Source organism: Streptomyces sp. SID13031 (assembly GCF_010548305.1).
Lineage (GTDB): Bacteria > Actinomycetota > Actinomycetes > Propionibacteriales > Kribbellaceae > Kribbella.
This window is the reverse complement of record NZ_JAAGLV010000005.1, coordinates 81975-104485: the sequence shown is the minus strand read 5'-3', so window position 1 is coordinate 104485 and position 22511 is coordinate 81975. Positions and strand designations below refer to the sequence as shown.

22 protein-coding genes are annotated in these 22511 nt (G+C 68.4%); 7 read left to right on the top strand and 15 right to left on the bottom strand.

Annotated elements, in window-relative coordinates:
• Positions 1-84: 84 nt before the first annotated feature.
• Genes G3I17_RS12475 through G3I17_RS12460 form a run of 4 tightly spaced genes read right to left on the bottom strand, consistent with a single transcriptional unit; the run spans position 85 to position 3925 of the window.
• Entirely contained in the window at positions 85-639 is a 555-nt protein-coding gene (locus G3I17_RS12475) for a hypothetical protein (RefSeq protein ID WP_164596151.1), read from the bottom strand.
• A gap of 13 nt (positions 640-652) precedes the next feature.
• A complete protein-coding gene (locus tag G3I17_RS12470; protein ID WP_164596150.1) occupies positions 653-1882 on the bottom strand; it encodes an ABC transporter permease in 1230 nt (409 codons plus the stop codon).
• Complete coding sequence (locus G3I17_RS12465) at positions 1882-2574, bottom strand: ABC transporter ATP-binding protein (protein ID WP_343238279.1); 693 nt, start codon at positions 2572-2574, stop codon at positions 1882-1884. The genes G3I17_RS12470 and G3I17_RS12465 overlap by 1 nt, the downstream gene beginning before the upstream one ends.
• On the bottom strand, positions 2564-3925 hold the full coding sequence (locus G3I17_RS12460; protein WP_164596149.1) for an HlyD family efflux transporter periplasmic adaptor subunit: 1362 nt from the start codon (positions 3923-3925) through the stop codon (positions 2564-2566). Before G3I17_RS12460 ends, G3I17_RS12465 begins: the two co-directional genes overlap by 11 nt.
• Before the next feature lie 236 nt (positions 3926-4161).
• Here G3I17_RS12460 and G3I17_RS12455 point away from each other — a divergent pair, with 236 nt between their 5' ends.
• Entirely contained in the window at positions 4162-4548 is a 387-nt protein-coding gene (locus G3I17_RS12455; RefSeq protein WP_164596148.1) for an RNA polymerase-binding protein RbpA, read from the top strand.
• Positions 4549-4636: 88 nt separating this feature from the next.
• On the opposite strand, the gene G3I17_RS12450 is transcribed toward G3I17_RS12455, so the two are convergent.
• A complete protein-coding gene (locus G3I17_RS12450) occupies positions 4637-5923 on the bottom strand; it encodes a cytochrome P450 (RefSeq protein ID WP_164596147.1) in 1287 nt (428 codons plus the stop codon).
• A gap of 230 nt (positions 5924-6153) precedes the next feature.
• Between G3I17_RS12450 and G3I17_RS12445 the strand changes: the two genes are divergently transcribed.
• Positions 6154-7500 (top strand): MFS transporter, encoded by a 1347-nt coding sequence (locus G3I17_RS12445; protein WP_203590097.1) that lies wholly within the window; start codon positions 6154-6156, stop codon positions 7498-7500.
• Positions 7501-7503: 3 nt separating this feature from the next.
• Here G3I17_RS12445 and G3I17_RS12440 read toward each other — a convergent pair whose 3' ends face one another.
• From G3I17_RS12440 to G3I17_RS12410, 7 genes are all read right to left on the bottom strand, one after another.
• Positions 7504-8022: an FxsA family protein gene (locus G3I17_RS12440; protein ID WP_164596146.1), complete on the bottom strand. Its 519-nt coding sequence runs from the start codon at positions 8020-8022 to the stop codon at positions 7504-7506.
• A 73-nt stretch (positions 8023-8095) separates the two neighbouring features.
• Complete coding sequence (lnt, locus tag G3I17_RS12435) at positions 8096-9661, bottom strand: apolipoprotein N-acyltransferase (RefSeq protein WP_164596145.1); 1566 nt, start codon at positions 9659-9661, stop codon at positions 8096-8098.
• Between the two features lie 541 nt (positions 9662-10202).
• Complete coding sequence (locus G3I17_RS12430) at positions 10203-10604, bottom strand: hotdog domain-containing protein (protein ID WP_239062472.1); 402 nt, start codon at positions 10602-10604, stop codon at positions 10203-10205.
• Entirely contained in the window at positions 10601-11359 is a 759-nt protein-coding gene (locus tag G3I17_RS12425) for an OAM dimerization domain-containing protein (RefSeq protein ID WP_164596144.1), read from the bottom strand. Before G3I17_RS12425 ends, G3I17_RS12430 begins: the two co-directional genes overlap by 4 nt.
• Positions 11356-12939: a lysine 5,6-aminomutase subunit alpha gene (locus tag G3I17_RS12420; protein WP_164596143.1), complete on the bottom strand. Its 1584-nt coding sequence runs from the start codon at positions 12937-12939 to the stop codon at positions 11356-11358. The genes G3I17_RS12425 and G3I17_RS12420 overlap by 4 nt, the downstream gene beginning before the upstream one ends.
• Positions 12936-14537 (bottom strand): amidohydrolase, encoded by a 1602-nt coding sequence (locus G3I17_RS12415; protein ID WP_164596142.1) that lies wholly within the window; start codon positions 14535-14537, stop codon positions 12936-12938. Before G3I17_RS12415 ends, G3I17_RS12420 begins: the two co-directional genes overlap by 4 nt.
• A gap of 4 nt (positions 14538-14541) precedes the next feature.
• Positions 14542-15657: an L-erythro-3,5-diaminohexanoate dehydrogenase gene (locus G3I17_RS12410; protein ID WP_164596141.1), complete on the bottom strand. Its 1116-nt coding sequence runs from the start codon at positions 15655-15657 to the stop codon at positions 14542-14544.
• A gap of 144 nt (positions 15658-15801) precedes the next feature.
• On the opposite strand from G3I17_RS12410, the gene G3I17_RS12405 reads away from it, so the two are divergent.
• Entirely contained in the window at positions 15802-17271 is a 1470-nt protein-coding gene (locus G3I17_RS12405) for a lysine 2,3-aminomutase (protein WP_164596140.1), read from the top strand.
• A gap of 60 nt (positions 17272-17331) precedes the next feature.
• Here the strand turns inward: G3I17_RS12405 and G3I17_RS12400 are convergent, their stop codons facing one another.
• Positions 17332-18126, bottom strand: a complete 795-nt coding sequence (locus G3I17_RS12400) for a hypothetical protein (protein WP_164596139.1) — start codon at positions 18124-18126, stop codon at positions 17332-17334.
• Entirely contained in the window at positions 18123-18683 is a 561-nt protein-coding gene (locus G3I17_RS12395; protein WP_164596138.1) for a sigma-70 family RNA polymerase sigma factor, read from the bottom strand. Before G3I17_RS12395 ends, G3I17_RS12400 begins: the two co-directional genes overlap by 4 nt.
• Before the next feature lie 130 nt (positions 18684-18813).
• Between G3I17_RS12395 and G3I17_RS12390 the strand changes: the two genes are divergently transcribed.
• Both G3I17_RS12390 and G3I17_RS12385 read left to right on the top strand, forming a co-directional pair.
• Positions 18814-19140, top strand: coding sequence for a DUF4288 domain-containing protein (locus tag G3I17_RS12390; RefSeq protein ID WP_164596137.1), 327 nt, complete (start codon positions 18814-18816; stop codon positions 19138-19140).
• A 47-nt stretch (positions 19141-19187) separates the two neighbouring features.
• On the top strand, positions 19188-19541 hold the full coding sequence (locus G3I17_RS12385; protein WP_343238278.1) for a class I SAM-dependent methyltransferase: 354 nt from the start codon (positions 19188-19190) through the stop codon (positions 19539-19541).
• Positions 19542-19661: 120 nt separating this feature from the next.
• Here G3I17_RS12385 and G3I17_RS12380 read toward each other — a convergent pair whose 3' ends face one another.
• A complete protein-coding gene (locus G3I17_RS12380; RefSeq protein ID WP_164596136.1) occupies positions 19662-20102 on the bottom strand; it encodes an Lrp/AsnC family transcriptional regulator in 441 nt (146 codons plus the stop codon).
• A 266-nt stretch (positions 20103-20368) separates the two neighbouring features.
• Between G3I17_RS12380 and G3I17_RS12375 the strand changes: the two genes are divergently transcribed.
• A complete protein-coding gene (locus tag G3I17_RS12375) occupies positions 20369-21310 on the top strand; it encodes a 5'-3' exonuclease H3TH domain-containing protein (protein WP_239062470.1) in 942 nt (313 codons plus the stop codon).
• Positions 21307-22506: a M20 family metallopeptidase gene (locus G3I17_RS12370; protein WP_164596135.1), complete on the top strand. Its 1200-nt coding sequence runs from the start codon at positions 21307-21309 to the stop codon at positions 22504-22506. The genes G3I17_RS12375 and G3I17_RS12370 overlap by 4 nt, the downstream gene beginning before the upstream one ends.
• The last annotated feature ends 5 nt before the right edge of the window (positions 22507-22511 follow it).

Sequence of the window (22511 nt, the reverse complement as noted above, 5' to 3'; positions counted from 1 at the left end):
AGGTGGTGCACCAAGTGGCCCGGGCATGGCAGCGCCGCCACGCCCGGTGGGCGTGGCGGCGGTGTCGGGGTTAGGGGTCGGGGGCTAGCGGGTGGAAGGGGTTGCGCCTGGGGTGCGGCCGAAGCCGGCGGTGGCGCCGCCTTCGCGGACTGTGCTGGCGGTCAGCGTGCCGTCGGTGGTCTCGCCGCTGACGACCACCTGCTGACCCGCCTTCAGGTCCGCGGCAGTGCCCTTGGTGGTCGTCTCGATCGACGTTTCGCCGGTCAGCTTGATCGTGACGTCGCCGCTCTGCGTCTTCACGACCAGCTGCGAACTCGAGGCCGACACGACAGTGCCGATCGCAGCACTCCCCTGCCCGCCACCGGGCGCCTGGCCCTGGCCTTGGCCGCGGAACCCGCCGTAACCACCAGCACCAGCACCGGGTGCGCGGCCACCAGCCGCCGCGGCCGGCACGTCGTCCTTGGCGAAGGCAGCATGCAGGCCGGCGCCACCGGCCAGGCCGATCGCCAGCACGACCACGCCGGCAAGCACGGCAGTTGCCGCAGGCAAGTTCAGCGTCTTCTTCGGTTTCAGTGCCTCGCCGACCTCTTCGTCGGTACCGATCTGGGTGAATTCGTCATCGGGGTGGGGCGTGCTCATGAGTGAGCCTCTCTCATTCGTGGCGGAGTGCATCGATGGGACGGAGACCGGCAGCCCGATGGGCGGGCATGCTGCCGAAGAACAGACCGACGGCGGCAGAGACGCCGAAGGCCAGAGCAATCGAGGAGGGAACCAGCACCGGCTGTACTCCGGCCAGCTGGAACCGGCTGACGATCAGCGCGGCGATCACGCCGACAGCGCCGCCGATCAGACTCAGTAACGTCGCCTCGATCAGGAACTGCCCGAGGATCGCCCGCCGCCGGGCGCCGAGCGCCTTGCGGATGCCGATCTCACGGGTCCGCTCGGTGACGGTGACGAGCATGATGTTGGTGACGCCGATCCCGCCGACGATCAGGCTGATCGCGGCCACCGTCGCCAGCAGCGCGGTAAAGGTCGCCGCGGTGTCCTGACTGGTCTGCAGGATCTGCGCGGAGTTGGTGATCCGGAACGGCGACGTCTGGGTGGCCGGCACCTGATGCCGTGCCGTCAGCAACTGCGTCACCTCGGCCTGCGCGGTGTCGACCTTGTCCTTGTCGGCCGCCTGGATCACGATCTGCGACAAAGCGCCGTACCCGGCCTGCGTCGCGCGCAACGTGCTGATCGGCACGATCGCCATCGCGTTCGGATCGGTGAACCCGGTGGTGTCCTTCGAAGCCAGCACACCCAGTACTGCGAAGTCGACCGCGCCGAGCTTGATCGTCTGACCGACCGCCGACGTGGGCCGGCCGAAGAGCTCGGTCGCCGCCGTCTGGCCGAGCAGGACGACGCGCGCGCTGGTGTCCACATCCTGCTCGGTGAACGCCCGGCCGTTGGCGACCGGGGTGTTCGTCGCCGGCATGTACTCCGGGGTCGTACCGATCACCTGGTTGACGGTGTAGCTCGTGTCGCCGTTGGTCGCAGTACCGGTGCTCGTCATCACCGGAGCGACCGCGGCCACGTCGGGAGCGAGCCGGTCGTCGGACAATGCCTCCGCATCGGCCACCGTCAGGCTGTACTGCTGAGCCGACGGGCCGGCCTGGCCGCGCTGGAAGCCGCCGCCCCCGCCGGTGGTCGAGACGGTCAGCAGGTTCGTCCCCATCGCCTCCAGCTGGTCCTGGACGGCCTTGCCCGAACCATTGCCGACGGCAACCAGAACGATGACCGCGCCGACCCCGATCGAGACGCCGAGCACGGTGAGCAGCGAGCGCAGCTTGTTGGCGCCGAGACCGCGCAAGGCGGCCCCGAACAGGTCACGAGGTGACATCAGCCGGTCACCTCGTCGGCCACGATCCGTCCGTCGGCGACCCGGATCAGCCGCCGGGCCCGCCGGGCGACCTCGTCCTCATGGGTGATCACGACCACGGTCCGGCCCTCGGAGTTCAGCTCGTCGAACATCCCCAGTACTTCGTCCGTCGAGTGCGCGTCCAGGTTGCCGGTCGGCTCATCCGCCAGCAGGATCCGTGGCCCGGTCGCCAGCGCACGGGCGATCGCGACCCGCTGCTGCTGACCGCCCGAGAGCTGATTCGGCCGGTGGTCCTCGCGATCGGACAGCCCGACCAGCTCCAACGCGCGACGAGCCCGCCGGCGCCGTTCGGCCTTCTTCAGGTGGGCATAGGTCAGCGGCAGTTCGACGTTCGCCAGCGCTGAGGTCCGCGGGATGAGGTTGAACGACTGGAAGATGAAGCCGATCTTGCGCCCGCGCACGAACGCCTGCTGGTCCTCGGACAGCCGGGCCACGTCGGTCCCGTCCAGCCAGTACTCGCCCCGGCTCGGTACGTCGAGGCAGCCGAGGATGTTCATCAACGTCGACTTGCCGGACCCGGACGAGCCCATCACCGCGACGTACTCGCCGGCGTCCACCTGCAGCGACACTCCGCGCAACGCATGCACGGCGGTCTCGCCCATGCCGTATGTCTTGGTGACCTCCCGGATATCGATCAGGGCGTCAGCGGCCACGGTTCGCCCCCGCGCCGGTACCCGCACCGGGGAACTGACCGCCGCCGGGCTGCGCCGGAAGTTGCCCGGTCCCGGTCCGCCCCTGCCCCTGGCCCGTGCCGCCGGCAGTGCCGATCGCACCCTGGATGAGCTCGATCTGATCGCCCTCGTCCAGCCCGGACTTCACCTCGGTGAAGCTGTCACCCCGTACGCCGATCTGGATCTCGCGCGAACCGCCGCCGTTGGCCATGGTCACCGTGTAGGTGGTCCCGCTGGTCACGATCGCCGTGCTCGGGACGTACAGCGCGTTGGTCGCCTTCGCCGTCTGGACGGTCACGTTCGCGGTCTGCCCGATCCGCGCGGTGGCCGGCACCTTGGCGAGCGTGAAGGTCGCCGAGTACGAGACGACGCCGTTGGTCGTCGTGGGAGTCGGCGAGACCGAGGTCAGCGTCGCTGTGAGGGTGTTGCCCGGCTCGGCGTTCAGGGTGACCGTCGCGGCCTGCTTGGCCTTGACCTTCACGGCATCTGCCTCAGGGAAGGCAGCGACCACCTGAAGCGTCTTGAGGTCGGAGATGTCGGCGAAGCCGGTACCAGTGGCAGTGCTCGTCGACGAGCTGGTACTGCCGCCGGCTGTAGCGCCCTGCCCGGTCGAACCTGTGGAACCGGTCGAACCACTCGACCCGCCGGCCACAGAGCCGACCGAGCCGTTGATCGCGGTGATGGTGCCGGCGATTGGCGCCGTCAGAGTGGTGTTGGCAACGTCGGACTCGGCGGCCTCGAGGCTCTGGTCGGCCTGTTCCTTGTCGGCCTTCGCCCGGGCGAGACTCGCCTTGGCGTTGGTGACCACGACCTCAGGGCTCTGGCCCTGGCTCTGCGTCTGGGTCTGGGCCTGCTGGCCCGGGGTCGGAGTGGGGGTCGGCTCGGCCGCGGCGGCGTCCGCCTCGTCCTTGGCGTCCTCGGCGTCGTCCAGGGTCTCCTGGGCGGCGGTCACCGAGTTCGACGCCGCGATCTGGTTCTGCTCGGCGATCCGTACTTCGCGCTGCGCGGCGGCCGGGTCGATCCGCGCGATCGCCGCCCCCTTGGCGACGACCTGCCCCACCTTGACCAGGACGGCCGTCACCGTGCCCGACGTCGCGAACTGTGGAGAGGCCGACTGGGAGCTCTGCAACGTGCCGCTCGAGCTCACCCCGGCGGTCACGTCGCCCCGCGCCACCGCCACGGTCGGGCGGGTCGTACCGGCCGCTTCCGACTCGCCGCGGAAGAACAGCAGGTAGGCGGTTGTTGCAATGGCGAGGACGATGGCTATCAGGGCCACGTTCAGCATGCTGAGGCCACGGAGTTTGTGCCGTGGGAGGAGACTGGCTTTGGTCACGAACGCAGACGCTAGGGACCTTAACTGAGGAATGGTTTCCGGCAACCTGGCAACTGGCTGTGAAGATCAGGCGGAGAACGAAGTGTGTGCTGCGACACACAGTAATTCGTGAACGTCCGATGACAGGGTGTGATGACGGTGCTGTCAGGTGCGTACCTGGGGCTCGGGCATGCCAAAATGGGAATGATCCGGGTCGGCCGACCGTTGTCTCGGATGACGAATCTCGGAGGTTTGACATGTCTAATCGCGTTCTGCGTGGTTCGGGGCTGGGTGGGGTCAGCTTCGAGGATGACCGCGGCGTCGAGTTCGCGCCGCGCCAGATGATCACTTACGACTGCCCGCGTGGCCACGTGGTCGAGGTCACGATGGCGCACGACGCCGAGGTACCGGCGATCTGGGAGTGCCCCCACTGCGGTAGCGAGGCCGCTCGTTCGACCGGTGAGAAGCCGGAGCCGAAGCAGGAGAAGCCTGCCCGGACGCACTGGGACATGCTGCGCGAGCGTCGGAGCATCTCGGAGCTCGAGGAGCTGCTCGCCGAGCGCGTCGCGTTGCTGAGGTCCGGCGAGATCGGCCCGGCGCACCTGCACCGCGCCCGCAACACGACCAGCAAGCGCACTGCCTGACGAACCCCGAACGGGCCGTCACCACATCATGTGGTGACGGCCCGTTCAGTTGTCCCGGGCGGGGTGGTGGCTCCGCCGCGGGAGTTGCTCAGACTTGGTCAGGCGGAAAGACCGAGACCGGCAGCCCGGCCAGACCGTGCAACAGGGCGCTGCTGGTCCACCGCACGTCATCGGCCGGTACGGCGAGCCTCAGGTGCGGGTACCGGGCGAGCAGCCGCTCCAGCGCGATCTCGATCTGCATCTTGGCCATCGGGATGCCGATGCAGTAGTGCACGCCGTGCCCGAAGGAGAAGGTCCCCTGCGGGCAGCGGTTGACGTCGAGCCGGTCCGGGTCCTCGAACTTGGTCTCGTCCCGGTTCGCCGAACCCCACGACAGCGCCAGGATCTGTTCCTTCGGGATGGTCACGCCGGCGATCTCGATCTCGGCCTTGGTGAACCGGAAGGTCCCGACCGAGGCTGCCGGGTCGAACCGCATCAGCTCGTCCACCGCCGCCGGGATCAGGGACGGATCGGCGCGCAGCTTCTCCAGCTCCTCCGGGTGGGTGAGCAGGTTGAACACGCCGTTCCCGATCGAGTGCACCGTGGTGACGTGGCCCGCGGTCACCACGATGAAGATCATCCCGACGATCTCGCCCTGGGTCAGCTGGTCCCCGTCGAGGTCCATCCGCAGCATCTCGCTGATCATGTCGTCACCCGGGTCGGCCCGCCGGGCGTCGATCAGCGCGTTCGCGTACTCGGTCATGTTCTTCGACGCCGACGCGACCTCCTCGGGGTCCTGACCGGCCCCGGTCAGCGTGCCCGACCACTTCCGGAAGTTCTCCCGGTCCTCTTCCGGCATCGCGAACAGGTCGCAGATCGTGCCGAGCGGCAGCGGCCAGGCGAACTCCGCGAGCAGGTCGACGACCGGCGCCTCCGCCAGCTTGTCCAGCAGCTTCTCGACCGCCACCTCGACCGAGGGGCGCAGAGCCTCCTGCCGGGCCGGGGTGACCGCCTTGATCGCCAGCTTGCGCAGCCGGGTGTGATTCGGCGGGTCGCTGTTCAGTACGTGCGCCGCGAGGTCGTCGTCGAAGCCTGGCTCAGCCTCTTCCTCGTCGGTCCTGGTCGAGTGCATCGGCGAGCTCAAGGTGGAGTGCTTGGCGTACATCTCGTTCAGCCGGCGCCCGTCCTTGCCGACCCGCGGGTCCATCGCCAGCGCCTTGCAGTCGGCGTACCGCGTCACCAGCCAGACCTTTGCGCCATGCGGGAAGATCACCTCGTGCACCGGCCCCTCACCACGGAACCGGCGAAGGTAGTGCGCCTGCCGCTGGACGAAGTCCTCGCCCAGCTCTTCGATCGTCTGGACGGCCTCGTCCGGTTGCACTGCCTCATCTGCCATATTCGGGTTCCCTCCCTAGTGGCACGCGGGCTCCAGGCACCCCCGCTCCGCGTCGCCTTCACAATGGGAGAGGCGATCGGGCGGCCGGTTCTGATACACGGGGGCGCCCCTGTTCGGCAATGCCTCTACGGGCAGTACGGCGGATCTGTATCAGCGGACCGGTGCCGGTCGCTCAGTAACCGTGAGCAGCGGAAGTCGCTGGGGTGGGGGAACAGAAAGGTGAATCGCCGATGAGCGGTGCAGTAGCAGGCGTGGGTGGGACGGGTAAGCCGTCCAGGCCAGGGGTGTTCGAGACCTGGGCGCAGACTCCGCGCGAGGCCAAGGCGCTGCTGGCCGGAGTGTTCGTCAGCAAACTGGCCTCCTTCCTGCAGATCTTCCTGGTCCTGTTCCTCACCCACCGCGGGTTCTCCGGCAGCCAGGCCGGCTGGGCTCTCGGCGTGTACGGCGCCGGCGCCGTCCTCGGCACCGCGATCGGCGGCTGGCTCAGCGACCGGCTCAGTCCGCGCTCGGCGACGTTGATCTCGATGATGGGGTCCGCCGTCCTGATCGCGTCACTGATCTACATCAAGTCCTACCCGCTGCTCCTGCTGGCCGTCCTGCTGGTCAGCGCGGTCGGTCAGTTCTACCGGCCGGCGGCGCAGTCGATGATCACCCAGCTCACCCCGCCGGACAAGCTGGTGATGGTGACCGCGATGTACATGCTGTGCGTGAACCTGGGCACCACGGTCGCGCCGCTGATCGGGGTCGCGCTGGCCGAGATCTCGTACAACCTGCTCTTCTGGGCCGAAGCGCTGGCCGTTCTCGCCTTCGGTCTGATCGCGCTGGTCGCGTTGCCCAAACCGGATCGCAGCGCTGCCGCCGTGGCGGCCAAGGAGAAGGCGGACGCGGCCGAGCCGCCGATCCGCGGTCGCTACATCGACGTGCTCCGCGACTACCGGTACTCGCTGTTCATGCTCGCCTTCTTCCTGCAGGCGGTCGTCTACGTCCAGTACACCGCCGCCCTGCCACTGGCGATCAAGGCGGCCGGGCAGAGCATCTGGTGGTACGGCGCGCTGATCACCATGAACGCGATCATCTGCGCGACCTGCCAGATGATCGCGACCAAGTTCGTCCAGGGCTGGCCGATCCGGGTGGTGCAGCTGACCGGCTTCACCCTGGTGGCGATGGGCTACGCGATGTACGCGATCGACATGCTGCCGGTGTTCCTGATCCTGGGCACGCTGTTCTGGACCCTGTCGGAGATCGTCGGGGTGCCGACGATGTTCGCCTATCCGGGCATGATCGCGCCGCCACACCTGCGCGGCCGGTACATCGGGGCGATGCAGACCATGTTCGGGCTCGGGGCGACGGTCGGCCCGGTGCTCGGGGTGCTGCTGTTCGAGCACATCGGCCAGCGGGTCTGGCTGTGGATGACCCTGATCGAGGTCGTCGCCACCGTGATCGGCGCGATCGGCATCCGCCGCGTGATCAAGCCCGGCCCACCGCCGTCGGCGCCGACCCCCGAGACCGTGATCGAGCCACCGGCCGGACTCGCGGTCGACTCGTCCCCCGAGGCGGCCACCGACCGGCTCACCTGACGGCTATTTGTCGGTCGGCCGATCCGGGTCGATGACCTCACCCTGTACGACGTCGTCGGCGGCGGCGCGCTCGCGATGAGCGCGCTCGGCGTCGTCGGCGGTGGGAGGCCGGAAGGTGCCGGGCATGAAGCCGGTGATCGGGTTGCCGCCGAGCTGGCCGGCGATCCGGCGGCTCAGGAACGACGAGAGCACCTTGCGCGCGAGTGGCCGGGTGAACGGCAGGACGAAGAAGAAGCCGAAGATGTCGGTGATGAACCCCGGCGTCAGCAGCAGCGTCCCACCGACCAGCACGAGGGCCGCGTCGGCGAGCTCCTTGCCCGGCATCCGCGCCGTCTGGGTGGCCTCCTGCAGCGCGTTCCAGGCGCGCCGGCCCTCCCGCTTGATCAGCCAGGCGCCTAGCGCGCTCTCGAACAGCAGCAGTGCAACCGTCTGCCAGCCGCCGATCACCTGACCGACCTGGATGATCACGTAGATCTCGATCACCGGCACGACGAGCAACGCAACCGCGATGAACCAGGGCATGCTCACACCATTCCTCTCTTTGCCCACCCCACCGCCCCGGTCGGCTTACTGTCAAGCAGCCCAGCACGGGCTGCTAGACGGGCACTTTTTCACGGTCGGGGGTCGCGGTGGGTGGGTTGCCGGGGTCCTCGGTGCGTGGCTTGCGCCGGGCCAGCAACGCCAGTACTGCTCCAAGGATGCCCAGGCCGGTCAAGACCCACTGCGGCCAGCCGCCGAGCCTGGTGGCCAGCGTCTCGCCATCGCGGACCGGCACCTTCGCGACGTACACGTCCGGGACGAACTGTCCGGACTTGTGCTCAACCTTGCCGTCGGGGTTGATCACGCCGGAGATGCCGCTGGTCGAGGCGATCAGTACGGTCCGGCCGGTCTCGATCGCGCGCATCCGGGTGATCGCGAACTGCTGCTCCGGCTGCCCGGTATCGCCGTAGGTCGCGTTGTTGGTCTGCACGATCAGGATCTGGGCGCCACCCTTGGCCACGTCGGAGACCACGTTGTCGTAGGCGAGCTCGAAGCAGATCAGGTCGCCGTACGTGACGCCCCTGATCGGCATGATCCCGGGACCCTTGCCAGGAGCGGTCTGGCGGCCGATCATCTCGAGGCGCTTGATGTAGGGCAGCAACTGGTCGCGGAACGGGATGTACTCACCGAACGGCACCGGATGGCGCTTCGCGTACCGCTGGCCCGGGCCGGTGGCCGGATCCCAGACGATGCCCGTGGTCTGGCGTTCGTTCTCGCCGGGCCCCTCGGTCACCGCGCCGACCAGGATCGGCACCTTCACCGCCTGGACGGCCGTCTCGATGTCCTGGCGGGTCTCGGCGTCCTTGTACGGGTCGATGTCGGTCGAGTTCTCCGGCCAGATCACCAGGTCGGGTTTGACCTGCGAGCCGGCCTCCACCTGCTTTTGCAGGTCGAGGGTCGCGTTCATGTGGTTCTTGGTGACCGTCCGGGCCCGGCCGAGGAACTCCAGCCCCTTGCCCGGTACGTTGCCCTGCACCATCGCCGCGGTGACGGTCTTGCCGTTGCCCTCGGTCGACAGCGTGACCAGCGAGCTGAGGCCGACGATCGCGAACCCGGCGACGAGTGCCACCGCCCGCAGGCTGAACGCGCTACGGCGACGCAGTACTGCGTAGAGGAGGACGCCCAGCAGGGCCACGACGAAGCTGAGACCCGCGATCCCGACCAGCGATGCGAGCTTGCCGAGCGGCTGGTCGGCGAAGGCCCAGGCTAGCCGGCCCCAGGGGAATCCGCCGAACGGGACCGAGCCGGTCGCGTACTCGGTCGCCACCCATAGGCACGGCACCCACAGGATCCAGAGCTTGTGCTTCAGCGTCTGACTGGCCAGTGCCCCGAAGACTCCGTAGAAGAGCCCTTCGAGGATGGCGAGCGCGATCGCGGCGTCGCCACCGATCACGGTCAGCCACGGCACCAGTACGGCGTAGTACGTGATCCCGAAGCCGGCGCCGACCAGGAAGCCGCCCTTCATCGAGACGCCGTTCAGTGTGGCGAGCAGGAGCGGCACGGCGACCAGCGCGAGCCACGGATGGTCGTGTGGCTCATAGGCGAGCCCGAGCAGCGCACCAGCACCGACCGCGACGGCAACCCTCGGCAAGATGCGCCCCAACGCCTTCAGTCGCTCCACAACCACGCCCCTTCGCCTCACCACCCGACTGCCACCAGTCGGACGACGGTACAACGTCCGGTGGGCGCGGATATATCCGGTCAGTAGCCGGGAGATGTCCGCAGCTGGAACCGAGACCGGCGGGAACCGGAAAGAGGGGGAAAAGGAAAGAGGCTCGGCGCTCCTTCGGACCAACCGCCGACTCGCTGGATGCGAGCCACCCGGTTGTTGTCTACTGGGCGCCGAGCCTCTTCCACCTCTGCCCCGCGGGGGGCTAACCACCGGCGATCTCAGCCCCCGTCGACTCAAGCCTGGCACTGGCCTGGTCAGCGTCGCGGGATCATCCGGTGGCCGAACTTCTTTGAACCGTTGAAAAAACGGGTGGTGACGACTCCCAAAACGATGCTCGTTCGCAGCCGTGGTGTCAACCTTTCCGGCGGCGACTTGAAGTCGTTGTAACACATTTGCCTGCCCTGACAGGACAAACGAGCAAGCGCCACCGGCGTCACGTTACAGAGTCGTCTCGGCACTCCACGTGATCGTTACCCAGGGCAACTAATCGTCACGCGACCGGTACGACGACGGTCCCGGTCGCGCGGGTGATCACCAGCGGCTCGGCCAGCACCTCGGCCGCCGATTCCGACAGCTCCGTCCGGCCACGGCAGACCACCGTCGCGACGAACTCGAGCTCCCGGCTACGGTTGCCGACCCGGGAGATGGTTGCCTTGACCTCCACAACGTCACCGGCCCGCAACGGCTGAAGGAACTGCACGTCGGAGTAGGAAGCGAAAAGTCCTTCATCTCCGTCGGCCTGGATGCACACCTCGGTCGCGACGTCGCCGAACAGGCCGAGGACGTACGCGCCGTCGACCAGGTTGCCCGCGTAGTGGGCGTGGCTGTAGGGCACGTAGCGCCGGTGGGTGGCGGTCAGGCCGATAGTTGCCCGCGACATCTTTTGGGTCATGCACTTCTCCGAACCGGTACGTGCTTGCGACGGGTGACGAGGGCATCGACCAGATAGCTGGCCACCTCGCCAGGGGTGGTACCGCGGCCGAACACCCGGTCGACGCCGAGCTCCGGCGCCATCGCCTCGGTGAAACGGGGGCCACCGGCAACCAATACCGGTCGGGCGTCCTCGGCGTACGCCTCCCGGAAGGCCGCCGACATCTCCTTGGTGTTGAGCACGTGCGCCTCCCGCTGGGTGACGACCTGCGAGACCAGGATCGCGTCCGCCTTCTCGGCCTTGGCCCGGCGGACCAGCTCCGGTACCGCGACCTGGGCGCCCAGGTTGACCACCTTCAGCTCCCGGTAGTACTCCAGGCCTTTCTCCCCCGCGAAGCCCTTGATGTTCATGATCGCGTCGATCCCGACGGTGTGCGCGTCGGTGCCGATACACGCACCGACGACCGTCAGCCGGCGGCGCAGGCCCTTGCGGATAGCCAGGTTCGCGTCCTTCGGCGAGAGCAACGGGTAGTCGCGCTCGATCACCACCACCTTGTCGGTGTCGACCAGGTGGTTCACCGGCCCGTAGACGACGAAGAAGGTGAAGTCCGGCCCCATCGGCTTGGCGTGCACGACGAGCGCGGGATCCATCCCCATCTTGTTCGCCAGCTGGATCGCCGCGCCCTCGGCGCGCTTGTCGTGCGGGATCGGCAGCGTGAACGACATCTGCACCATTCCGTCACCGGTCATGTCCCCGTAGGGCCTGATGATGCTCACTGTCCCGCCTTCGATTGTCCGGTCTCCAGCAGTTCGATCGCCGGGTTGTAGTACTGCGAAGAACGGCGGGCCACGCCGTCGAGCCCGCGGCCGGCGTCCTGCGGGCGCTTCATCAGCCCGAAGGTCCCGTCGCCGATCGCGTTCAGCAGACCGTCGTCGACGATCCGCTCGAGCAGTTCCACCGACTCCCCCAGCACCTGCCGGGCCCGGTTCGCGATGAAGCCGTTCGGCGCGGGATGGAAGTCCTCATGAAGGTTGCCGGCGGCACCCAGTACGTAACGGACGTTCTGCAGCGCCAGGTCGCGGTCGGAGATCCACGGCGTGACGACCGCCTCGGTCATCATCCCGACCAGCAGGATGCCCTGACCGGTCAGCGCCCCGACCAGGTTGAAGAAGCCGTCGAGCAGGTAGCCGCGGAAGACGTCGCCGGTCATGTGCCGCGTCGGCGGCATCCACTTCAGCGGCGCGTCCGGGAACAGCTGCCGAGCCAGCATCGCGTGCGCGAGCTCCATCCGGAACGAGTCCGGGATCTCCGGCGTGATCTCGAACGCGTGCCCCAGCCCGAGCTGCCAGTCCTCCAGCCCGGCCTCCTTGGCGAAGAACTCGTTCAGCAGCTGCGACACGGTCACCGTGTGCGCGGCGTCGACCGCGTCGGCGGTGGTCAGGTAGTTGTCCTCGCCGGTGTTGATGATGATCCCCGCGCGGGCGTGGATCTGCCGGCTGAACCGCTGGTCCACGAAGGTACGGATCGGGTTGATGTCGCGGAACAGGATCCCGTACATCGAGTCGTTCAGCATCATGTCCAGCCGCTGCAGGCCGGCCAGCGTCGCGATCTCCGGCATGCACAGTCCGGACGCGTAGTTGGTCAGCCGGATGTAGCGCCCGAGCTCCCGCGACGACTCGTCCAGCGCCGCCCGCATCAGCCGGAAGTTCTCCTGCGTCGCGTACGTCCCGGCGAACCCCTCACGCGTCGCGCCCTCAGGGACGTAGTCCAGCAACGACTGCCCGGTCGACCGGATCACCGCGATGATGTCCGCGCCGGCCCGGGCCGCTGCCTGCGCCTGCGGGATGTCCTCGTAGATATCGCCGGTGGCGACGATCAGATAGATCCACGGTCGCTGCTCAGGATCCCCGTGCTTCTTGATCAGCCGGTCGCGCTCAAGCCGCCGCCTGTCGACCTTCTTCAGTCCGGCGGCCGCGGCCTTCCGCGCGGCGTTCTGCGCCCGAACGGCGTCGCGTCCCTCCGGCAGCCGGAACGTCACCGACCCGGAAGCGGCCTTCTGGGCGAGGACGGACAGGTCCTCCGCCTCGCCTCTGAGCAGCGCGTCCCAGACCGGCAACGCGAGCCCATGCTCCAGGCCGACGTCGGCTCGCACGGTGTCGGCGAGCCGGTTCACCCAGGGAATGCCCTCGGTGTCGGCACCGGCCAGGCCCGCCAGGCGCAGTACGGCGCGCTCGACCGAGACGGTCGTGTGTTGCTTGGCGATGTTGACGATCGGGCGCCCGGCCTTGCGCGCCAGGCTGCGTGCTTTGCGCACGGTGACCGGATCTAGGTCGAGCTTCTTCACTGCACGGGTCACGACGACCATCCTTCGGATTCATACACGACACGACCACCGACCACAGTCCGCCGACAGCTCGGAACGGGTGCTTCATTACTCAAGTCCGGTAGCACCGGAACCCCTGCACGCGGATCGGTCGACCACGCGGCGACCCGCTGATCCGGGGTCTGTACGACGAGGTCGGCGTCACTCTCCCAGACCGCATACGTCGCGGCTGCCCCCGGCGAGAGCACTCCGGCGTCGTCGATCCCAGCGGCCCGCCAACCACCACGCGTGTGCGCGGCGAAGGCGGCCCGGACTGTAATCCGCTGCCGGGCGTCGCGGTGGAACGCGGCAGCCCGCACCGCTTCCCACGGGCCGACCTCCGTCACCGGAGAGTCCGACCCGAAGGCCAGTACTACGCCCGAGCGCGCGAGCGAGCCGAAGGGGTTCATCCCCACCCAACGGCTGCCGACCCGTTCGGCGTACATGTCGCTCGGTCCACCCCAATGGCGATCGAACATCGGCTGGACGCTGGCGACGACACCACACCGCGCCAGCGTGGCGATCGCGGTGTCGTCGACCATCTCGACGTGCTCGAGGCGGTGCCGCGCGGCCACGAGAGCCTGCACCCCGACCTTCTCCGCGGCGAGCTCGAACCCCCGCGCGATGTTGTCGAGGGCCAGATCACCGATGCAGTGGAAGCCGGCCTGGAGGTTCCTCTCCGTGCAGGCGATCACGTGGTCGGCGATCTGCTCGGCCGTCAGGTAGGCGTGACCACAGTGATCCGCGAGGTCCTCGTACGGCGTTCGCAGCGCGGCCGTCCGTGATCCGAGGGCGCCGTCGGCGTTGAGGTCGCCAGCCAGTCCCGCGAGGCCGTAGGTGGTGACGTGTTCGAAGACGCCGGGCTCACCCCAGTACAAGGTTGCCGAGAGCCCCAATTCGTCGGCGGCCTGGCGGACGAGCGGCAGCTCCCACAGCGGCCCGATGTGCGGTGCGGCCATTTCGTGGAAGGCGCCGACACCGCGCGCGGCCATTGCCTTGACGGCCGCGCGGGAGTCGGCGAGCCGCTGCTCGGGGCCGACCAGCTCACTCAGCGCATCGCGGACATCGTGGTGCGCATCGCGTTCCACCCGGCCGGTGGTGTCGTACCCGGCTTGAGCCTCCAGGCCCGGCACGACTGCGGCGAGAGAGGACGAGATGACGCCGGAGTGGCCGTCGACGCGGGACAGGTAGACGCGGCGGCCACCGGCAGCACGGTCCAGCTCCTCGGAGGTCGGTGGGCGGTGCTCGGGCCACTTCGTCTCGTCCCAGCCGGAGCCGTCGATCACGGCATCGGGTCCGAGGTTGGCGGCGAAGGCGGCGAGGCGGTCGAGCGCCTCCGTGAGGTTCGTCGTACCGGCGAGGTCGAGGCCGGTCAGCAATGCACCCGTTTGGGCGGTATGGACGTGCGCGTCGACGAACGCGGGCGCGACGAGTTTGCCCCGCAGGTCGACGACCTCGTCCGCGCCGTTCGCGTACGAGGCCGCGCTGGTGTCGTCGCCGAGCCAGGTGACGACGCCGTCGTCGAAGGCGATCGCGGTCGCGTGGGGGTCGGCGGGTGAGTAGACGGAACCGTTGGTCAGAAGTGTGCGCACAGGGCTAATCCTGCCCCTCCGCCTGCAGCCTGCCCTCGAAAAGGCGCCGGACACCCGGCTCGGAGCGCAACAGCTCGATCGCGTAGTCGGCGTGACCGGGCACGTAGCCGTTGCCCACCAGCATCGTCACGTCGGCCGCGAGGCCTTCCGCGCCGAGCGCAGCGGCGGAGAACGAGGTCGCCATCGAGAAGAAGATCACCGTGCCGCCGGCCTTGGTGGACAACACCGCGCCATGCTCACAGCCCGGCACGTCAACGCAGACAACCGTGATGTCAGCGGCTCCCCCGCCGCCGTTGCCGGCGGCTTCACCAACCTCGTCGTCCGCGCCGGTCTGCTCCAGGGCGCCGGCTACCGCCTTGGCCAGCGCGACCGGGTCACGGGCGTCGGCAAGTGCGACGGCATCGGCCAGACCCGCGTCCTCCAGCTTGTCCGCCTCGGCCTGGAACGGCACGACCCCGATCGTCCGGGCCGCGCCTGCGGCCCGCGCGGCTGCCAGCGACAGCGAACCGCTTTTGCCTGCGCCGCCAATTACTGACACGACAGGCATTATGCCTTTGTCGACATATTGGCGGACCACGCGAGCGGTCAGCGCGGGTGCTCCGCAGACGTCCATCACGGCCAGCGAGAGCTTCGGAACCAGGTCGTCCGGGAGCTTGGCGACGATCGAGCGGGCGAAGAGAATCGCGTGCCCCTCAGCCGGTACCTGCTCGCTGCGGCCGTCCCACCTCGCGAGGCCGTCGGTGATCCGCAGCGGAGTCAGGGTCAGCGAGACCAGCGTCGCGACCCGGTCACCCTTCTCGATGCCGAGCGGCGAATCGGGGCCGACCTCGTCGACCGTACCGACGAGCATGCCGCCCGAGCCGGTGACCGGGTTCTGCATCTTGCCGCGCTCGGCGACGATCCGCAGTACCGCCTGTTTGACCGCCTCGCCGTCGCCACCGTGCGCCTCGGCCAGTTGCCGGTACGAGGCGGCGTCGAGATTCAGCCGCTCGACCGAGATCCGCACCTCGTCGGGCCACAGCTCGGGACGGTCGTCCAACTGCTGGGCGGCCTGCGGTAACACTCCGGCGGGTGCGATGACGCGATGCAGTCCGACCGGCGAACCGGTGCTGTCGGGCACGGGAACTCCTTGGGTGACGACGGGCAAAATACTAGCCTGGAGGCTGTGTGGCGCAAATCTTGCGGTGTTCTATTGCATATACCGTAACTTCTATCGCTATCCTCACATGAGACCGACACCGTCGTAGAGCCCCCAGGAGGACTCGTGACCGATCTGATCAGCCCGGAGCTTGCGGCTGCCGCCTTCAACGAGCAGCCGTACGTGTACCGCCGGGCCGACCTCGTCGAGCCCGACTGGACCCGGATGCCGGGGTTCAAGGACGTCACCGCCGAGGAGTGGCGCTCGGTCCAGTGGCAGCGCTCGCACTGCGTGAAGAACGTGAAGCAGTTGCGCGACATGCTCGGCGACCTGCTCGAGGAGCGCGCCTACGAGGACCTGGCCCGCGACCAGGCCGAGCGCGCGACGATGTCGATGCTGCTGCCGCCGCAGATGCTCAACACGATCGTGCCCGACGGCGCAGCCGCCGGCTACGACTACACCGAGGCGTTCTACGCCGACCCGGTCCGCCGCTACATGCTGCCGATGTTCACCGACCGGCGCACCGACTGGGCGTCGCACCCGCACGCGACCCGGGACTCGTTGCACGAGCACGAGATGTGGGCCACGGAGGGGCTGACCCACCGGTACCCGACCAAGGTCCTCGCGGAGATCCTGCCCACCTGTCCGCAGTACTGCGGTCACTGCACGCGGATGGACCTGGTCGGCAACTCGACCCCGGTGATCGACAAGCTGAAGTTCACCATCAAGCCGCAGCAGCGGCTGGACGACATGCTCGACTATCTGCGCCGCTCCCCCGGCGTCCGTGACGTCGTGGTCTCGGGTGGCGACGTGGCGAACATGCCCTGGCCGCGGCTGGAGGCGTTCCTGACCAGCCTGCTGGAGATCGAGAACATCCGCGACATCCGGCTCGCCACCAAGGCGCTGATGGGGATGCCGCAGCACTGGCTGTCCGACGATGTCCGGGCCGGTGTCGAGCGGGTCGCCCAGCTCGGCCGCAAGCGTGGCGTGATGATCGCGATGCACACGCACGTGAACGCGGCCCAGTCGGTCACCCCGCTGGTGGCCGAGGCGACCAAGGCGATGTTCGAGGCCGGTCTGCGCGACGTCCGCAACCAGGGCGTCCTGATGCGCGGCGTCAACGATTCGGTCCCGCAACTGCTCGACCTGTGCTTCGCGCTCCTCGACGGCGCGACCATCACGCCGTACTACTTCTATATGTGCGACATGATCCCGTTCTCCGAGCACTGGCGGGTCTCGGTGAAGGACGCGCAGCACCTGCAGCACGGGATGCTCGGCTACCTGCCGGGCTTCGCGACCCCGCGCATCGTCTGCGACGTCCCGTACGTCGGCAAGCGCTGGGTGCACCAGTTGTCGGAGTACGACGAGGTCCGCGGCATCTCGTACTGGAAGAAGAACTACCGCACCGGGATCGAGCAGCAGGACCCGGAGGCGTTGAACCGCACCTACGAGTACTACGACCCGATCGACACGCTCCCCGTCGAGGGCCAAAACTGGTGGAAGCAGCACGCCGGCGACTCCCTGGCCGAGGCCGAGCGGCGGGCCGCGGCCTCCCGCAACGCCGCGGAGTCCCAGAAGCTCATCCAGATCAGCTGACCCGACTGTCCCGCTGGTGTCGTCCGACAGGGGATGACGACACCAGCGGACAGTCGAATCTCAGGGCTTCAAGGTGATGCTGACCGTACTGCCGTCCCGATAGGTCACCTGCAGCGGTACGCCGACCTCGTCCGCATGCTTGAGGTCTTTACCCGGCAGCCACAGAGCGAACTGGCCGCCGGCGACCGTCCCGTTGACCTTGCCTCGACTGGGGCTGCGATACGTGACAGCGATGACGTCTGCGCCCGCGTAGCCCATCGCCATCGATACGTACTTCCCGTCGATAGAGCTGGTCCCGAAGTTGGTCAGGCTGAGCATGCGGCGGCCTGGGCGTTCAGCCGCTGCCACCGACCCGTAGGAGCCGCCGAACCCCCCGTCCTTGGGGATGCTCCTGTCGTTGAGGCACTCGGCGGCGAAGCCACCGGGGCCGGTCAGGACCACCAGCGTGGTGGAACCTCGTCGCTCGGCGATCACCGTGGTCGCCGTCGGCAGGCGGCCCCGGTCGGGGTCGGGGGCACCGGCGACGGCCGCGAAGAGCTTGGTGCGGCACAGGTCGGAAGCGGTCGCACTCTCCTTTGCCGACAACGGCGTGGGGGTCGCGGTCCAGCTGGCGAAGGCCTGGTCCCCGCCGAGCAGCGACGGTACGACGAGGGCTGCTGTGGTCGTCGCAGCGACCAGGCCGGCGGCCAGGACGTACCGCTTGGTGCGGCTCTTCCGCGGCGGGACGGTAGGCAGCGCGGGGTCGGTGGCGAGGATGCGCTCGAGGTCGGTGAGCGCGCGGGGGCAGTACAGGTCGACGTCGCCGCCGGCCGGGTCCAGGGTCTTCAGGACAGCCAGTTCGTCGATGCGGGTCATGAGGTCTGCCTTTCGGGGATACCCGTCGAGGCGGGTGCTGTGCGCGGGAGGTGGCCGAGCTGCAGGCGCAGGGCGCGCCTGGCCCGGCTGAGGCGCAGCCGGAACGCGACCGGCGAGATGCCGAGAACCACCGCGGCCTGGGGTGCCGCGAGGCCCTCCAGAACTGAGAGCGCCAGCGCTTCCTGGTGGACGGCGGAGAGCTGGTTCCAGGCGGTCTTGAGGTCGAGCTGAGCCGCCACCAGGTCGGAGTCGCCGCCTGGCGGCGCGACCGTCGTCTCCGCGAGCCGGACGGCGAGTGCCACCTGGCGTTCAGCGCCGCGGCGGGCGTTCATCATCGTGTTGCGGGCGATCCCGAACAGCCAGGCCCGGGCGTCGAGCGGATTCTGCGGTACGTCGTCCAGCCGGCGCCATGCGACCAGGAAGGCCTCCGCGACGATGTCGTCGGCGTGGGTGGGATGGGCCCGGCGCCGGGCGAACCGGATCAGGTCCGCATACGCAGCCTGGTAGAGCGCGGTGAACCGGGCCTCGCGGTCGGGAGCGCGTGAAGGGTTGGTCATGATCCGTACCTGTCCAGCACAGGCTCAAGTGTGTCGCGCCACCCGGTCACTTCCGGCTCCGGCGATTCCCCGCCGGTACGGTCCTGAGGCGCTAGTGTCAGCAGCCAGGGAATGGCGGGGGGTGGGGACCATGGGGTGGTACAGCGTTCGCTGCATCTTTCAGCTGAACGGGATCCGGGCAGACGATTCGCCGTACGAGGAGCGCATCACGCTCTGGCGCGCGGACGACTTCGACACCGCGATCGAGCTCGCGGAGAACGAGGCGCTCGACTACATCGAGGACACCGACTGGGCCTATCTGGGGCTGGCGCAGTGCTTCTACCTCGGTGACGACGTCACCCAGATCCTGCAGGGCACGGAGGTCTACTCGCTGATCCGCAGCAACTCGCTGCCGCCGGAGAAGTACCTCGACTCCTTCTTCGACACCGGCACGGAGCACCAGCGCAGTACGGACTGAAGCTCGGCAAGCACTGGCTGGTCTTCTGAGTCGCTAACCTCCTCCGCGTGACCGACCACCTCGCCGCCACCAGAGCCTCGTACGACGCCGTCGCCGATAACTACACCGAGTTCGTGAACGGGTTGCTGGAGGGCCTTCCGATGATGCGCGCGGTGCTCGGCGCATTCGCGGAACTGGTCGACGGCAAGGCCGCCGAGATCGGCTGCGGGCCCGGCAACATCACCAGCCATCTCGCTTCGCTCGGCCTGGACATCCGTGGCATCGACCTCGCGCCGCGGATGGTGGAGATCGCGCGGGCGCACGCATGTGGGCAACGACGAGCACAACCGGCCGGATGTGGCCTACGGCGGGGTACCGGTGACGTACGAGTCCTACATCCAGCCTGCGGAGCGAATTGTTGAGCTGGTCCTGGCTGCCGGGTTCACGATCACCGCGCAGTTGGTCGAGCCCGGGCACAAGCCTGGCCGGTCCTATCTGTCGCTGTTCGCTCAGAAGGACTGAAGTACTAGAGCGCAGGAGGACTAGAGCGCGGGTGGGCGGCGCTCGTATGGCGTGCTGAGGACGATGGTCGTCGTGGTGGAGACGTTGGCGCGGGCGCGGATGACGGCGAGCAGGTGCTCCAGCGCGCCCGGCGTGGCGACCCGGACGATCAGGACGTAACTGGAGTCACCGGCCACCGAGTAGCACGACTCGATCTCGCGAACCTCCCGCAGTCGCTCCGGGGAGTCGTCCGGCTGCGAGGGATCGATCGGCCGGATGGAGATGAGCGCGGTCAGCGGCAGGTCGAGCGCGGTGTGGTCGATCGTTGCCGCGTACCCCAGAATGATCCCCCGCTGCTCCAGCCGCTTGACCCGCTGATGCACCGCCGACGTGGACAACCCGGTCGCCTTCCCCAGGTCGGTGAAACTCATCCGCCCATCAGAAGCCAGCAACGCGGCAATCTTCCGATCCAGGTCCTCCATGCGCAGACCCTACTCCGAGAAACCGTTCCCCAGCATCCACACCCTCACCGCTGGACAGGGAAGTCGGTGGGCCCGCTCGCGCCCGCTCCCACGTCGCCGCTCAGACTCAGATGGCGCTGCAATGGCGTCTGCGCCGACCATCCCTCAGCTCCGCCCGCGCAGCACCCGGCTGGCGAGGAGCCCTGTACTCGTCGTCTCCGGCGTCTACCGTCCCGACCGACAGGACATAGGCGGGAACCGGCCGCCGGATGTGAAAGCATCGCCGCATGGCTCAGAGGTTGATGTTGCTGGATACTGCGTCGTTGTACTTTCGCGCCTTCTTCGGGGTGCCCGACACCATGAAAGCCGCCGACGGTACGCCGACCAACGCGATCCGTGGGCTGCTCGACTTCATCGCACGACTGGTGGAGAACCATCAGCCGACCCACATCGTCGCCTGTTGGGACGACAACTGGCGGCCTTCGTGGCGGGTCGCGCTGATTCCGTCGTACAAGGCGCAGCGGGTCGAGTTCGTCGCCACGGGCGGTGAGCAGGTCGAGGACGTACCCGACCGCCTCGAAGTACAGGTGCCGTACATCCGCGCCTGCCTCGAAGCGCTCGGCATCGCGATCGTCGGTGCGGCCGACCACGAGGCCGACGACGTGATCGGCACCCTGTCGCACCAGGCGACGATGCCGGTCGACATCGTCACCGGCGACCGCGACCTGTTCCAGCTGATCGACGATTCGCGCGGCATCCGGGTCGTCTACACCGCGGCCAAGGGCGTCGGCCGCGCTGACGTGTACGACGAGAAGGCGTTGCTCGCGAAGTACGAGATCCCCGCCAACCGGTACGCCGATTACGCGACGCTTCGTGGCGACGCGTCGGACGGTCTGCCCGGCGTCAAGGGGGTCGGCGAGAAGACGGCCTCCTCGCTCGTCACGGCGTACGGGGATCTCGACGCGATCCGCAAGGCCGCGGCCGACCCGAGTACGCCGATGTCACCCGCCGTCAAGCGCAAGATCCTCGACTCCAGTGATTACCTCGACGTCGCGCCGAAGGTCGTCGCGGTTGCCAAGGACGCGCCCGTCGGCAGCTTCGACGCGGCGATGCCGACCGAGGTGCACGATCCCGAGAAGTGGCTCGACCTGGTCGAGCTGCTCGAGCTCGGCGGCAGCGCCCAGCGTGTGATGTCCGCGCTCAAGCTCGGCCCGAAGGGAACTGCATGACCAGCACGCTCGACCTGGCCGGCAAGTACGGCGACGGCATCATCGAACTGCGTCGCGCCCTGCACCAGGTCCCGGAGTACGACCTCGATCTCCCGAAGACGCAGCGCCTGATCCTGCAGGCGCTCGAGGGTCTCGACCTGGAGATCACCCTGGGCAAGGAGCTCTCTTCAGTCACCGCCGTACTCCGCGGCGGAGCCGGCCCAGGGCCGGTCGTCTTGCTTCGTGGCGACATGGACGCGTTGCCCGTGACGGAACGCGTCGACGTGCCGTACAAGTCGACCCATCCCGGGTTCATGCATGCCTGCGGCCATGACCTGCACGTCGCCGGCCTGGTCGGGGCGGTGCAGATCCTGCATGAGCTGCGCGACCAGCTCGCGGGCGATGTCGTGTTCATGTTCCAGCCGGGTGAGGAGACCACCGGCGGGGCGCCGATCATGATCCGCGAAGGTCTCCTGGAGGCGGCCGGGCGGCGCGTCGATTCGGCGTACTGTCTGCACGTCCAGTCGGCCGGCGATCCGCTCGGCGTCTGGAACAGCAAGGCGGGCCCGCTGATGGCGGCTGCCGACCAGCTGAGCGTGCGAGTCGTCGGCGCCGGCGCGCATGGCTCCGAGCCGTACCGTGGCAAGGACCCGATTCCGGTCCTGTGCGAGATGGTCGGCGCGCTGCAGACGATGGTGACGCGGCAGTTCGACGTGTTCGACCCGATCGTGCTGACGGTCGGCAAGATCGCCGGCGGCACGAAGGAGAACATCATTCCCGACGACGCCTTCTTCGACGCGACCATTCGCAGCTTCTCGGTCGAGGCGCAGGCGAAGGTCCAGGAGTCGACCGTCCGGCTGGTCGAGAACCTCGCCGCCGCCCACGGGCTGACCGTCGAGGCCGACTACCGGGTCGGCTACCCGGTCACGGTCAACGACGAAGCGGAGTACGTGTTCGCCCGGCAGGCGATCGTCGACCTGTTCGGCCACGACCGCTTCCGCGAACGCGCCCACGCCGAGTGCGGCGCCGAGGACATGTCGTTCGTCCTCAACGAGGTCCCCGGCGCCTACGTCAACCTCAGCGCCTGCGCCGCGCCCGACTACCAACACGCCGCCGACAACCACTCCCCCTTGGCCGACTTCGACGACTCGATCCTCCCCGACGCCGCCGCCCTCCTCGCAGAACTAGCAGTCCGCCGCCTGGCCCGCGGCCTCTGACTGTG

Bases quoted from the DNA above. Each gene is read 5' to 3' on its own strand.
- G3I17_RS12470 (WP_164596150.1), bottom strand. From the start codon at position 1,882: ATGTCACCTCGTGACCTGTTCGGGGCCGCCTTGCGCGGTCTCGGCGCC.
- G3I17_RS12440 (WP_164596146.1), bottom strand. From the start codon at position 8,022: ATGCCCTGGTTCATCGCGGTTGCGTTGCTCGTCGTGCCGGTGATCGAG.
- G3I17_RS12455 (WP_164596148.1), top strand. From the start codon at position 4,162: ATGTCTAATCGCGTTCTGCGTGGTTCGGGGCTGGGTGGGGTCAGCTTC.
- G3I17_RS12475 (WP_164596151.1), bottom strand. From the start codon at position 639: ATGAGCACGCCCCACCCCGATGACGAATTCACCCAGATCGGTACCGAC.
- G3I17_RS12450 (WP_164596147.1), bottom strand. From the start codon at position 5,923: ATGGCAGATGAGGCAGTGCAACCGGACGAGGCCGTCCAGACGATCGAA.
- G3I17_RS12400 (WP_164596139.1), bottom strand. From the start codon at position 18,126: ATGACCCGCATCGACGAACTGGCTGTCCTGAAGACCCTGGACCCGGCC.
- G3I17_RS12445 (WP_203590097.1), top strand. From the start codon at position 6,154: ATGAGCGGTGCAGTAGCAGGCGTGGGTGGGACGGGTAAGCCGTCCAGG.
- G3I17_RS12370 (WP_164596135.1), top strand. From the start codon at position 21,307: ATGACCAGCACGCTCGACCTGGCCGGCAAGTACGGCGACGGCATCATC.
- G3I17_RS12430 (WP_239062472.1), bottom strand. From the start codon at position 10,604: ATGACCCAAAAGATGTCGCGGGCAACTATCGGCCTGACCGCCACCCAC.
- G3I17_RS12375 (WP_239062470.1), top strand. From the start codon at position 20,369: ATGGCTCAGAGGTTGATGTTGCTGGATACTGCGTCGTTGTACTTTCGC.
- G3I17_RS12395 (WP_164596138.1), bottom strand. From the start codon at position 18,683: ATGACCAACCCTTCACGCGCTCCCGACCGCGAGGCCCGGTTCACCGCG.
- G3I17_RS12380 (WP_164596136.1), bottom strand. From the start codon at position 20,102: ATGGAGGACCTGGATCGGAAGATTGCCGCGTTGCTGGCTTCTGATGGG.
- G3I17_RS12390 (WP_164596137.1), top strand. From the start codon at position 18,814: ATGGGGTGGTACAGCGTTCGCTGCATCTTTCAGCTGAACGGGATCCGG.